The organism is Nocardia wallacei, assembly GCF_029869545.1.
GTDB lineage: Bacteria > Actinomycetota > Actinomycetes > Mycobacteriales > Mycobacteriaceae > Nocardia > Nocardia wallacei_A.
Genome location: NZ_JARWQD010000224.1, coordinates 1 through 11991, shown reverse-complemented (window position 1 = coordinate 11991; position 11991 = coordinate 1). Strand labels below are relative to the sequence as shown.

Here is an 11991-nt window from a genome sequence, read left to right as displayed (position 1 = left end):
GTTTCGATCTCACCACCGAGATCCCGCTGCGCGCCGAGCTGAACCGCACGCCCGACCGCGAACACCTGCTGGTGCTGGTCGTACATCACATCGCCGCGGACGGGTGGTCGCTCGAACCCCTGGCCGCCGATGTCACGACCGCCTACCTCCCCCTCCCCCCCTCGCCCCCCCCCCCCCCGGGCGAGCCCCCCCCCGCCCCCGGGTCCCCGCTTTCACACACCGCTAACCCGGGCCTTGAATTCGCTGCCGCCGCCGGAGTAGTTGGCGATCGTGAGTCCCAGCACCCCGGTCGCGAGCAGCGTCACGACGATGAAGATGACGAGCTTGGTCAGCGGGCCGCCGAGGCCACGTAAACGCCCACTCACTTCACGCTCACCTCACTTCCGCGCATGGCGGGCGCCCCGATCCGGGTCACCCAGCTCGGCACCTGGTCCGGCGAAACCCCGTTGGCCGCACCATAGATCGCGCCCAGGGTCTGCTGCTCGGCCGGGGAGCCCACCGAGGTCGCGGGCTGTGCGCCGTACACCGAGAACTGGGCGGGCGGCAGCTGTCCGATATTCGGGTCGCCCGGATTGCGGCTCGGCGGCTGATAGGAGCCGTCGTTGCCGGAACCGGTCGGATACTGCCCGGAGTCCACGCCGGTCGGGAACTCGGGGAAGCACACCGGCGGGCGCTCGTCGAACCAGCGCGGCTCGTCCTGGTTGGGCAGGTACTTGCCGCGGGTGTTGGTGAGCAGGATCGACACCCGCGAACCCGGCATATCGGTGTCCTTGCCGAAGATCTGGTCGATGCGCGGCTTGAGCTGCGCGAAGTTCTTCATCGTGCAGGGGAAGGTGGGCGAGTAGGTGCCCAGCAGCTCCAGCGCGGTCCGCGAGTCCGCGGCGACGTCGATGATGTTGTCGTGGTTGGCGATCAGGAAGTCGGCCGTCTGCGCCGAGGTGGGTGTCAGCACCGAGTACAGCGTGTCGATCTGCGACCGCTTCTGCACGATCGTGGCATTGAGCGTGCGCAGATTGTCGAAGGTGTCGACCAGCTGCGGCAGCGCGTCCGAATAGGTGTCGGCCACGGTGGCGAATTGGCGGATGTCCTCCTGCAACGTCGGCATCACGCCGTTGATGTCGCGGAAGATGGTGTCCAGCCGGTCGATGGTGTGGCCGAGTTCCTCGCCCTGCCCGCCGAGCGCCTGCGACAGCGCGCCGAGGGTCGAGGCCAGGTACTGCGGCGGAATCGCCTGCAGCAGCGGCAGCACCTTGTCGAGCAGCTGGCTGACCTCCACGGCATTGCCGCTGGCGTCCTGCTGCAGGGTCATGCCCGCCCGCAGCGGCTGTCCGCTCGGCTGTTCGGGCCACACCAGCTCGACGTAGCGCTCGCCGAACAGCGTCTTCGGCAGCAGCCGGGCGGTCACGTTGGACGGGATCTTCTCGGCCTTGTCCGGGCTCAGCGCCAGGTGCAGCGTCACCTTGCCGCCGGTGGACTCGCTGGAGCGCACCTCGCCGACGGTGACGCCGCGGACCTTCACATCCGCGTTGCGGGTCAACGCGTTTCCGACGGTGTCGGTGATCAGGTCGACCTTCGTCGTCTTCACCCACACCTTGTTGTAGGCCGCGACGGTGGTCGCCAGGAACACCGCCATCACCACGAAGAACAGCACCCCGAGCGTGCGCTTGCGCAGCTTCTCGGTGGAGCGCCAGAACTGCACCCCGTTCATGCTGTACCTCCTCGGGATGATCGGAAGCCCTCCGTGGTTACGCAGGCTGCCGCCTCCGGGCTTTGACCGATCATCCCGCCACCCGCACCGTCGTCGTGGTTCCCCAGATGGCCAGGCTGAGGAAGAAATCCAGGATGTTGATCAGCACGATGGACGCGCGCACCGCGCGCCCCACGGCCACGCCGACTCCGGCCGGGCCGCCGGTGGCGGTGAAGCCGTAGTAGCAGTGGATCAGGATGATCACGAAGGCGAAGACCAGCACCTTGAGGAACGAATACAGCACGTCCTCAGGTGGTAGGAACAGGCTGAAATAGTGGTCGTAGGACCCTGTCGATTGCCCGTTGAACCACACGCTGATCTGCCGCGACGCCAGGAACGTGCCCAGCAGGCCGACGATGTAGAGCGGGATCACCGCGGTGAAGCCCGCGATCACGCGGGTGGTCACCAGGAACGGCACGCCCGGCACCGCCATCACCTCGAGCGCGTCGATCTCCTCCGAGATCCGCATTGCGCCCAGCTGCGCGGTGAAACCACAGCCGACCGTCGCCGACAGCGCCAGCGCCGCCACCAGCGGAGCCAGCTCGCGGGTATTGATGTATCCGGTGAGGAAGCCGGTCAGCACGCCGCTGCCCAGGGCGTCGAGGGCCTTGAAGCCCTGCAGACCGACCACCACGCCGACCGAGGCCGACATCATCACGACCACGCCGATGGTCCCGCCGATCACCGCGAGCGCACCGGAGCCGAAGGTCACCTCGGCCAGCAGCCGCATGACCTCCTTGCGGTAGTGCACCGCGGTGCGCGGAATCCACGCGATCGCCTTGGAGTAGAACGACATCTGGTCGCCGGCGCGATCGATCATGTCGACCGGACCGCGCAGCACCCTACCTACCCGGCGCATCTGCTTGGCGAGGGCCGGGGAACGCTGTGCCACAACCATGGTCAGGAGCCCTTGGCGGGGACGACCTGCAGGTACACCAACGTCAAGATGAGATTGACGAAGAAGAGCACCAGGAAGGTGATCACCACGGACTGGTTCACCGCGTCACCCACTCCTTTCGGTCCCCCTTTCGGATGCAGACCCTTGTAGGCGGCGATCACGCCCGCGATCAGACCGAAGATGGCCGCCTTGATTTCACCGATCCACAGATCGGGCAGCTGGGCCAGCGCGGAGAACGAGGCCAGATAGGCACCGGGGGTGCCGCCCTGCAGCAGAACGTTGAAACCGTAGCCGCCGCAGATGCCGACGACCGACACCAGGCCGTTGAGCAGCACCGCGACCAGGATCATGCCCAGCACGCGCGGAACCACCAGGCGCTGCACCGGGTCGATGCCGAGCACCTCCATCGCGTCGATCTCCTCGCGGATGGTTCGCGAGCCCAGATCCGCGGCGACGGCGGAACCCGCCGCACCGGCGATGATCAGCGCGGTGACGACGGGAGCGGCCTGCTGGACGGTGGCCAGCACGCTGGTGGCGCCGGTGAATGCCTCGGCGCCGAGCTGCTTGATCAGTGAACCGGTCTGCAGTGCCACAACGGCGCCGAACGGGATTGCGACCAGGGCGGCGGGCAGCACCGAGACACTCGCGATGAACCACGACTGCTCGATGAACTCACGCCACTGGAACGGCCGCTGGAAAGTCTTGCGCGCCACGCTGATGAGCAGCGCAAAGATGTTCCCGGCCTGTGCAAAACCCGACTCGACCGGGGTGCGCAGCCGCGTCAGGGTTTGATTCACGGTGGCGTATGTTACCCGTTGGTTGGGTTGTGACGCACGGTGGTGTCGTACGCGCCGCCCTGATATTCCGGCGGGTTGCCGGTGTAGGCGGGCAGAACTTGTGTATCGCCGTTCTCTTCCATGGATTCACGGATGGCGACCTGGGCCGCATGCGGCAGGGTGTGCATGATCTCGCGGACCCGGCGACGGCGGCGCTCCACGGCCTGGCGCACGGGCATGCCGGGGTTGACCTTCACCTGCGGCGGGATGCCCTGGATCTCGTCGATCCCGTTGTCGTAGTGGCCGGCGTCGGCGAGCGCCTGCTCGCGCGCCATCTGCGCCTCGTCCTTCTCCTCGGTCATGCCGATCGGACCGACCATGCGGCCGTTGAGGAACTGCTTGACCACCGGCTCCTCCGAGGTCAGCAGCACCTCGCGCGGGCCGAACATGACCAGCTGGCGGCGGAACAGCATGCCGATGTTGTCCGGAATCGTGCGGGCCACCTGGATGTTGTGGGTGACGATCAGGATCGTGGCGTCGATCTGGGCGTTGATGTCGAGCAGCAACTGGCTGATGTAGGTGGTGCGCACCGGGTCGAGGCCGGAGTCCGGCTCGTCGACGAGGATGATCTGCGGGTCCAGCACCAGGGCGCGGGCCAGCCCGGCGCGCTTGCGCATACCGCCGGAGATCTCGCCGGGCAGCTTGCCCTCGGCGCCGAGCAGACCGGTCAGCTCGAGCTTCTCCATGACGATCTTCTTGATCTCGGATTCGCTCTTCTTGGTGTGCTCGCGCAGCGGGAAGGCCACGTTGTCGAACAGATTCATCGAGCCGAACAGGGCGCCGTCCTGGAACAGCACGCCGAACAGCTTGCGAATCTCGTAGAGCTCCTTGTTGGAGCAGGTGGTGATGTCGGTGCCGTCGATGAAGATGGAGCCACGCTCGGGGCGCAGCAGACCGATCAGCGACTTCAGGAACACGGACTTACCGGTGCCGGAGGGGCCGAGCAGCGCGCTGACTTCCCCCGGGGGCAGGGTCAGGGTGACATCCTGCCAAATACGCTGCGAACCGAAAGACTTGGTTACAGCTTCGGTCCTGACCTCGACGCCCACGCCAACCTCCACAATTCCTACTGACGAGCGCCCACGCGCCACGCCTCGACAATTCCAGCCGGATGTGACGCGGCACACTGGGGTGCGGCCACTGTATCGTATGCCGCTGATCGAGGACAGCCTAGCTGACTCGAGAGTAGGAACGACCGACAACATCGTGGTTCCGCCGCCGGAAACAACAAATCGGGCGGTCCCCCGCGGGGAACCGCCCGATTCGCAGCGAATTACCGCAATTACTTGACCGAGACCTTGGCGCCGGCCTCTTCCAGCTTGGTCTTGGCGGCGTCGGCGGCCTCCTTGGCGACCTTCTCCAGGATCGGCTTCGGGGCACCCTCGACCAGATCCTTGGCCTCCTTCAGGCCCAGGCCGGAGACGATCTCGCGCACGACCTTGATGACCTGGATCTTCTTGTCGCCGGCGCTCTCGAGCACGACGTCGAACTCGTCCTGCTCCTCGGCGGCGTCGGCACCGGCAGCGGCACCGGCGGCACCCGGGGCGGCGGCGACGGCGACCGGAGCGGCGGCGGTGACCTCGAACTTCTCCTCGAACTTCTTCACGAAGTCCGACAGCTCGAGCAGGGTCATGTTGCCGATGGTCTCGAGCAGCTCGTCAACGTTGGCCATTGTTGTTTCCTTTCGGTGGATGTCTATGGGGTGGGGAATGACTTATTCGGCGGCCGGAGCGGCCTCGGCGCCGCCTTCGGCGCGCTTCTTGTCCTCGAGCGCGGCGAACAGGCGAGCGACCTGACCGGCGGGCGCGGCGAACAGCCCGGCCGCCTTGGTCATGTTGCCCTTCATGGCGCCGGCCAGCTTGGACAGCAGCACCTCGCGGGACTCCAGGTCGGCGATGCGCTCGACCTCGGACACGGACAGCGGGGCGCCGTCCATGTAGCCGCCCTTGATGACCAGGGCCTTGTTGTCCTTGGCGAAGGCCTTCAGCGCCTTCGCGGCCTCGACCGGCTCGCTCTTGATGAAGGTGATGGCGGTCGGACCGACGAACAAGTCATCCAGGCCTTCCACGCCCGCCTCGGCGGCGGCACGCTTGACCAGGGTGTTCTTGGCGACGGTGTACGTGGCGTCCGCGCCCAGGGCCCGACGCAGCTCGGTGAGCTTGCCGACCGACAGACCACGGTATTCCGTGATCACGGTGGCGGTGGAGTCCTTGAACTTCTCGGTGATCTGGTCGACCTGGGTGTGCTTCCACTGAATTGCCATATACTTCGCCTCCTCTCTGGATGGTCGGTTCGTATGAACTACCGACTCCGGCGGAGACGACCCGGCGACAAAGCTGACGCCCCGGACGCAGAGCGATCCGGGGCGCACAAGAAAACGGGCGCGAATCAACGCGCGCATATTTCCCGACCTCGGTTCTCCCTGCGTGGGCCGCCGGCAATCTCGCCGGACCTTCGACTGCCTGACGGCAGCGACCAACGGTCTTCGGTAGAACGATTGGGGTGATCATCGAACGAGTCGACGACCGCAGTACAGAATAGCGGACCCCTCCCCCATCTGCCAAAACGGGCCGGTACCTGATTCAGGTACCGGCCCTTCGGGATGCTTGGTGCTACGCGTCCTCTTCGGTGAGGTTGCGGGTGCGGTTCGGGTCCACCGGGATGCCCGGGCCGGTGTTCGTCGAAATCGTCACCTTCTTGACGTAGCGGCCCTTCGCGGTCGAGGGCTTCAGGCGCAGGATCTCCTCCAGCGCGGCGCCGTAGTTCTCCACCAGGTTCTTCTCGTCGAAGGAGGCCTTGCCGATCACGAAGTGCAGGTTGGCCTGCTTGTCGACGCGGAAGTTGATCTTGCCGCCCTTGATGTCGTTGACGGCCTTGGTCACATCGGTGGTGACCGTGCCCGTCTTCGGGTTCGGCATCAGGCCGCGGGGGCCCAGCACGCGCGCGATGCGGCCGACCTTGGCCATCTGGTCCGGGGTGGCGATCGCGGCGTCGAAGTCCAGCCAGCCGCCCTGGATGCGCTCGATCAGGTCCTCGGCGCCCACGGCGTCGGCACCGGCGGCCTCGGCCTCGGCGGCCTTCTCACCGGCGGCGAACACGATGACGCGGGCGGTCTTACCGGTGCCGTGCGGCAGGTTGACGGTGCCGCGGACCATCTGGTCGGCCTTGCGGGGATCGACACCCAGACGGACGGCGACCTCGACGGTGGCGTCGGTCTTCTTGGTGGAGGTGTCCTTCGCCAGCCGGGTGGCGGCCAGCGGGGAGTACAGCTGAGCGCGGTCGACCTTGGCGGCCGCCTCGAGATACGCCTTGCTTCGTTTTGCCATGATTCTCTGTCCTGTTCGTGGTTCAGACGTGGTTTCCGGGACTGGCCGTCCCTCCCACACGAGCTCTTACTCGGAGATGGTGATACCCATCGAGCGAGCGGTGCCCGCGATGATCTTCGCCGCCTGATCGATGTCGTTGGCGTTCAGATCTTCCTGCTTGGTCTTCGCGATGTCCTTGATCTGGTCCATCGTGACCGTGGCGACCTTGTTGCGGTGCGGCTCGGCCGAACCCTTCTGCACACCGGCGGCCTTCAGCAGCAGCTTGGCGGCGGGCGGAGTCTTCAGCTTGAAGTCGAACGAGCGGTCCTCGTAGACCGTGATCTCGACCGGAATGACGTTGCCGCGCTGCGACTCGGTCGCGGCGTTGTACGCCTTGCAGAACTCCATGATGTTGACGCCGTGCTGACCCAGCGCGGGACCGACCGGCGGGGCGGGGTTCGCCGCACCGGCCTGGATCTGGAGCTTGATGAGCCCGGCGACCTTCTTCTTCTTGGGGGGCATCTTTCTTCCTTGGTTGGTTTCTTGCCTTATTGCAAGTCTCAGATTTTCGCGACCTGAGTGAAGGCGAGCTCCACCGGGGTCTCGCGACCGAAGATCGACACCAGCACCTTGAGCTTCTGCTGCTCGGCGTTGATCTCGGAGATGCTGGCCGGCAGCGTCGCGAACGGGCCGTCCATCACCGTCACCGACTCGCCGACCTCGAAATCGACCTCGAGGGCGGGCTTCGGCGCGGCCTCGGTGGCGCCGCTCTCCGCGGTCGCGGCGGCGCTGGCGGCGGCGGCCGGCTTCTTCTGCTGCTGCTCGGCCGGGACCAGGAACTTCACCACGTCGTTGATCGACAGCGGCGAGGGCCGGGAGGTGGCGCCGACGAAACCGGTGACGCCCGGGGTGTTGCGCACCGCGCCCCACGACTCGTCGTTGAGGTCCATCCGGACCAGGATGTAACCCGGCAGGATCTTCTGCTGCACCGTCTTGCGCTGGTTGTTCTTGAACTGGGTGACCTGCTCGGTCGGCACCTCGACCTGGAAGATGTAGTCCTCCAGGCCCAGGTTCTGCACGCGGGTCTCGAGGTTGGCCTTCACCTTGTTCTCGTAACCGGCATAGGAGTGGACGACATACCAGTCGCCGGGAGCGCGCCGCAGCGCGGCCTTCATCTCCGCGACCGGATCGGCGGCCTCCTCTGCGGCGGGCGCCTCGGCGGCGGATTCGTCAGCGGTGTCCTCGGCGGGTGCGGGCTCCGCGGCCGGCGCGGAGTCCGCCGAGTCCTCCATGGTCTGCTCGGCGGCGGACTGCTCCACCGCGTCGTCGACCGGGAACTCTTCGGTTGTGCCGTTCTCCGGGGTGCTCACTGGGCACTCGCTTCCTGTGTCGTCACTAACTTCCTCTGCGTGCCGGAAGGCATCCGGCGGATGGCACCGCCACTGCACGGCCGAAATCCGGCCTGCTCGAGACGGTTACCGGCGCGGGATCAGCTAGCCGAACAGCCAGTCGACACCCTTGATGAACGCCAGATCCATCCCGTAGATGTACGCGACCAGCACGATCACGAACACCAAGACCACGCTCGTATAGGTGACCATCTGCTTGCGGTTGGGCCAGATCACCTTGCGCAGTTCCGCGATCACCTCGCGCAGGAACTTCACCAGGCGCTTGAACGGATTCGCCGAACCGCGCGCGGCCTTCCTGTCGGCCTTGGCCACCTTCGCCGATCCCGAGTCGCCACCGGCGCGCTCGATGGTGGCGAGGGCACCGGTATCGCTCTGCGAGGATGCTCCGCGAGCACGCCGAGACGACCGCTTGCCACTCGGCCGGCTCACCGCGGTGTCATCGTCGTCGGACGCATCCGCGTCGTGGCGACGGTCCCGCTGCTCGCTCACGTCGATCCTCTCTCGTCGCTGGCATGCTGGTCCTTTCGAGCGACCTGCAAGCAGTCGCTGCGGAAGGCAGGGGCGACAGGACTTGAACCTGCAACCTGCGGTTTTGGAGACCGCTGCTCTGCCAATTGAGCTACGCCCCTTCGGCTGGACGTCTTGGATTATCCAGCACCATTTCTTTTCAGTTGTCCCTGGCTGTCACACAACACGCGCGCCGCTCCGGCGACGGCGGCCCCGACGGTTTCCCGTCCGGAACCAGCCCCTTCAGAGCAGCGCGCAGCGGCTGGCGACCCCAGAAACCCGAGTGTACGTTACCGATCCGCTCGGCCGCCAATCGGGTCGGGACGCCTCGGTCACACCAGTTGCACGGTGGCCGTGGCGCGCCCGAAGATCTTACGCCCCTCGGACTTCGCCACGATCGCCACGACGGCCGTGCGGGTCTCCGGATCCATCGACTTCACCTTGCCGGTGTACTCGATCTCGGCCGGGCGGTCGGCGGGCACGTAGACCGGGCTGGTGAAGCGGACGTTGTACTCCTTGACCGCACCCGGGTCGCCCAGCCAGGACGTGACGAACCCGCCACCCAGGCCCATGGTGAGCATGCCGTGCGCCACCACGTTGTCCAGGCCGACGAGCTTGACCACGTCGTCGCTCCAGTGGATCGGGTTGGCGTCGCCGGAGACACCGGCGTAGTTGACCAGGTCGCCGCGGGTCAGGCGGACGGTGCGCGGGGGCAGTTCGTCGCCGGTGGCGACGTCGTCGAAGCGGAGCGCGTGCCTGCTGGGCGGCACGTCGGGAACCGTGGCGACCGGAATCGGCGCCGGGGACGTCGGCGGCGCGGTGCGCGGGTGGTGGCCGGGCGCCTCCCCGATGCCGTGCATCAGCACGTTGCGGACGGCGTCGCCGATGTTCGGATCGATCTCGGCACCGCTGCGGCCGACCAGCGTGGTGTAGGTGGTGAGCACCAGTTCGTCGTTCTGGGCGGTGACGATGTTCTTGGTCACGATCATGTCGGCGCCGCCGGGGGCCTGCCGGAACGAGTGCAGGTGGACGTCGCAGGTGAGCTGGTCGCCGACCCGGATCGGGCGGTGGAACTCCAGGATCTGGTCGGTCTGCATGATCTGGCTCAGGTCGTAGCCGGTGACGACCTGCTCGAACAGCTTGCGCTGCGCGAGGATTCCGACCAGGGAGATGAACGTCAGCGGCGCGACCAGGCTGTCGTGGCCGTACTCCTGGGCGACGTCTTCCTCCCAGTGCACCGGGTGGTAGTCCTGCACCGCGCGCGCGTACTCGCGCACCTTCTCGCGGCCGACCTCGTAGTAGTCGTCGACGCGGTAGTGGTGACCGACCATCGCCGCGGCGTGGGCCGCGGGGTCTAACGGCTTACCGTTCGATGCGGTGTCGATGTGGTCCGTCTCGACCTCGGTACCGGTGTTGATTGTCACGGAAGGCTGTCCCTATCTGACCCCGCTACCGGGAGTCGGCGGAGCGCTCACTACCGCACTTACACCAAGTGCCGGAGCGGGTGAAATCCTGCTCCGGCACTTTAGACCAACGCGGCAGCGTGCACGCGTGGAGAACTTAGCGAGACTCGCGGTGGGCCCGATGGGTACCGCAGTTCGGGCAGAACTTCTTCAGCTCGAGGCGGTCCGGGTCGTTGCGCCGGTTCTTCTTGGTGATGTAGTTGCGGTGCTTGCACTCTTCGCAGGCCAAGGTGATCTTTGGCCGGACATCGGTGGACTTCGCGGCCACGATATGCCTTCTTTCCGGTCAACCTACAAGAGGAGTCGAACTGTATGGGTAGCGATGGCCGGACTCGAACCGGCGACACAACGATTATGAGTCGTTTGCTCTACCGCCTGAGCTACACCGCCATATGCGCGGTAATGCGGAGGTGTTGCCCCGGCTCTCGGTTCTACGCCTTCAGAGTGCCGAGTCGGTCACCACCGGCAATCCGGCGAGCCCCCTAACGGAATCGAACCGTTGACCTTTTCCTTACCATGGAAACGCTCTGCCGACTGAGCTAAGGGGGCACAGCTACTCGCGCTCCCGTGTCGATCGCTCGCACCGGGGGCGCCGAAGCCTTGAACGAGGTTACACACCCGACCGCGTGGTTACCAAACCGGCTGGTGAGGAGCCGATTTGGAACCGAGGATCACCCCTGAACGAACTCGGGCCCTCCCTGAACACAGGGAGGGCCCGAGGGCGTGGCGGATGAAGGATTCGAACCTCCGAAGCTTTCGCGGCTGATTTACAGTCAGCTCCCTTTGGCCGCTCGGGCAATCCGCCAGGGATGCGCTGTGTGAGCGCGCTGAGAAGAATACAACGTGCCTGGCCCTCACATGCAAACCGGCTGGCCAAGCCCGTGTGCGGCGGACTAGCTTCGGAGGTCCGGGGTACGTAGGGTCCCGTCAGTCCGGCAACGATCTCAGACAGGAGCGCAGGGTGGCCGATTCGTCATTCGATGTCGTGAGCAAGGTCGACCGACAGGAGGTCGACAACGCACTGAATCAGGCGGCGAAGGAGCTCAACACCCGCTACGACTTCCGCGGCACCGGCGCGGGCATCGAGTGGTCCGGCGAGGAGAAGATCGTCGTGCAGGCCGAGTCGGAGGACCGGGTCAAGGCCGCGCTGGAGGTGTTCAAGGAGAAGCTGATCCGCCGCGACATCTCGCTCAAGGCCTTCGACGCCGGGGAGCCGCAGGTCTCCGGAAAGGTGTACAAAATCACAGGCACGCTGGTGCAGGGCATCTCGGCGGAGAATGCGAAAAAGATCGCCAAGAAGATCCGCGACGAGGGCCCCAAGGGCATCAAGGCCCAGATCCAGGGCGACGAACTGCGAGTGAGCGGTAAGAAGCGCGACGACCTCCAAGCGGTCATCTCGCTACTCAAGAACGCGGACCTGGACGTGGCACTGCAGTTCGTGAATTACCGGTAGGAGGTGGGCACGCCGGGAGGTGGGCACGCCGGGAATTCCAGGAGGTGGGTCGGACTCAGCGGCCCGCCATTTGCTCGAGGCGCTGGATGCGTTCGTCCATCGGGGGGTGGGTGGAGAACCAGCGGGCCATGCGGTCTCCGGCCCGGAACGGGTTGGCGATCATCAGGTGTGACTGGGAGGTCAGTTGGGGCTCCGGCGGCAGGGGGGCCGCCTGGGTGCCGCGCTCCAGCTTGCGCAGGGCCGAGGCCAGGGCCAGCGGGTCGCCGGTCAGGGCCGCCCCGTCCTGGTCGGCCTGGTATTCGCGCGAACGCGACACGGCCAGCTTGATGAGCGTCGCGGCGATCGGGCCGAGCAGCGAGACCAGCAGCACCCC

At 66.2% G+C, this 11991-nt stretch carries 15 protein-coding genes, 4 tRNA genes and 1 pseudogene; 2 read left to right on the top strand and 18 right to left on the bottom strand.

Going from position 1 to position 11991, the window contains the following annotated elements:
• Nucleotides 1-137: pseudogene (locus QH290_RS38150) on the top strand (condensation domain-containing protein); the annotation flags it as partial.
• A 75-nt stretch (nt 138-212) separates the two neighbouring features.
• Here the strand turns inward: QH290_RS38150 and QH290_RS19180 are convergent.
• The 17 genes from QH290_RS19180 to QH290_RS19100 all read right to left on the bottom strand — a co-directional run bounded on the left by QH290_RS19180 (nt 213) and on the right by QH290_RS19100 (nt 10970).
• On the bottom strand, nt 213-365 hold the full coding sequence (locus QH290_RS19180; RefSeq protein WP_425303627.1) for a hypothetical protein: 153 nt from the start codon (nt 363-365) through the stop codon (nt 213-215).
• The gene (locus QH290_RS19175) at nt 362-1708 is read right to left on the bottom strand and encodes an MCE family protein (protein WP_280264815.1); all 1347 of its coding nucleotides are present in this window, start codon (nt 1706-1708) and stop codon (nt 362-364) included. Before QH290_RS19175 ends, QH290_RS19180 begins: the two co-directional genes overlap by 4 nt.
• A gap of 70 nt (nt 1709-1778) precedes the next feature.
• A complete protein-coding gene (locus tag QH290_RS19170; RefSeq protein WP_425301617.1) occupies nt 1779-2606 on the bottom strand; it encodes an MlaE family ABC transporter permease in 828 nt (275 codons plus the stop codon).
• Between the two features lie 41 nt (nt 2607-2647).
• Complete coding sequence (locus QH290_RS19165; protein ID WP_280264817.1) at nt 2648-3442, bottom strand: MlaE family ABC transporter permease; 795 nt, start codon at nt 3440-3442, stop codon at nt 2648-2650.
• Nucleotides 3443-3453: 11 nt separating this feature from the next.
• Complete coding sequence (locus QH290_RS19160) at nt 3454-4530, bottom strand: ABC transporter ATP-binding protein (protein ID WP_211339381.1); 1077 nt, start codon at nt 4528-4530, stop codon at nt 3454-3456.
• Nucleotides 4531-4763: 233 nt separating this feature from the next.
• The gene (gene rplL / locus QH290_RS19155) at nt 4764-5153 is read right to left on the bottom strand and encodes a 50S ribosomal protein L7/L12 (RefSeq protein ID WP_280264818.1); all 390 of its coding nucleotides are present in this window, start codon (nt 5151-5153) and stop codon (nt 4764-4766) included.
• A 42-nt stretch (nt 5154-5195) separates the two neighbouring features.
• Nucleotides 5196-5744, bottom strand: coding sequence for a 50S ribosomal protein L10 (gene rplJ, locus QH290_RS19150; RefSeq protein ID WP_280264819.1), 549 nt, complete (start codon nt 5742-5744; stop codon nt 5196-5198).
• A 349-nt stretch (nt 5745-6093) separates the two neighbouring features.
• The gene (gene rplA, locus QH290_RS19145; protein ID WP_280264820.1) at nt 6094-6807 is read right to left on the bottom strand and encodes a 50S ribosomal protein L1; all 714 of its coding nucleotides are present in this window, start codon (nt 6805-6807) and stop codon (nt 6094-6096) included.
• Between the two features lie 66 nt (nt 6808-6873).
• The gene (rplK, locus tag QH290_RS19140; RefSeq protein WP_280264821.1) at nt 6874-7308 is read right to left on the bottom strand and encodes a 50S ribosomal protein L11; all 435 of its coding nucleotides are present in this window, start codon (nt 7306-7308) and stop codon (nt 6874-6876) included.
• Nucleotides 7309-7346: 38 nt separating this feature from the next.
• Nucleotides 7347-8156: a transcription termination/antitermination protein NusG gene (gene nusG / locus QH290_RS19135; protein ID WP_280264822.1), complete on the bottom strand. Its 810-nt coding sequence runs from the start codon at nt 8154-8156 to the stop codon at nt 7347-7349.
• Between the two features lie 123 nt (nt 8157-8279).
• The gene (secE, locus tag QH290_RS19130) at nt 8280-8684 is read right to left on the bottom strand and encodes a preprotein translocase subunit SecE (RefSeq protein WP_280264823.1); all 405 of its coding nucleotides are present in this window, start codon (nt 8682-8684) and stop codon (nt 8280-8282) included.
• Nucleotides 8685-8751: 67 nt separating this feature from the next.
• A tRNA-Trp gene (locus QH290_RS19125) sits at nt 8752-8824 on the bottom strand.
• 210 nt (nt 8825-9034) lie between these two features.
• Nucleotides 9035-10120: a fused (3R)-hydroxyacyl-ACP dehydratase subunits HadA/HadB gene (locus QH290_RS19120; protein WP_425301618.1), complete on the bottom strand. Its 1086-nt coding sequence runs from the start codon at nt 10118-10120 to the stop codon at nt 9035-9037.
• A gap of 142 nt (nt 10121-10262) precedes the next feature.
• Nucleotides 10263-10433, bottom strand: coding sequence for a 50S ribosomal protein L33 (gene rpmG / locus QH290_RS19115; RefSeq protein ID WP_019049401.1), 171 nt, complete (start codon nt 10431-10433; stop codon nt 10263-10265).
• A 49-nt stretch (nt 10434-10482) separates the two neighbouring features.
• Nucleotides 10483-10555: transfer RNA gene (locus QH290_RS19110), tRNA-Met, on the bottom strand.
• Nucleotides 10556-10641: 86 nt separating this feature from the next.
• A tRNA-Thr gene (locus tag QH290_RS19105) sits at nt 10642-10714 on the bottom strand.
• Nucleotides 10715-10889: 175 nt separating this feature from the next.
• Nucleotides 10890-10970: transfer RNA gene (locus QH290_RS19100), tRNA-Tyr, on the bottom strand.
• A gap of 156 nt (nt 10971-11126) precedes the next feature.
• Between QH290_RS19100 and QH290_RS19095 the strand changes: the two genes are divergently transcribed.
• Nucleotides 11127-11618: a YajQ family cyclic di-GMP-binding protein gene (locus QH290_RS19095; protein WP_280264824.1), complete on the top strand. Its 492-nt coding sequence runs from the start codon at nt 11127-11129 to the stop codon at nt 11616-11618.
• A 55-nt stretch (nt 11619-11673) separates the two neighbouring features.
• Here the strand turns inward: QH290_RS19095 and QH290_RS19090 are convergent.
• On the bottom strand, nt 11674-11991 hold a 318-nt coding region (locus QH290_RS19090; RefSeq protein ID WP_280384310.1), incomplete at its 5' end, for a M48 family metalloprotease.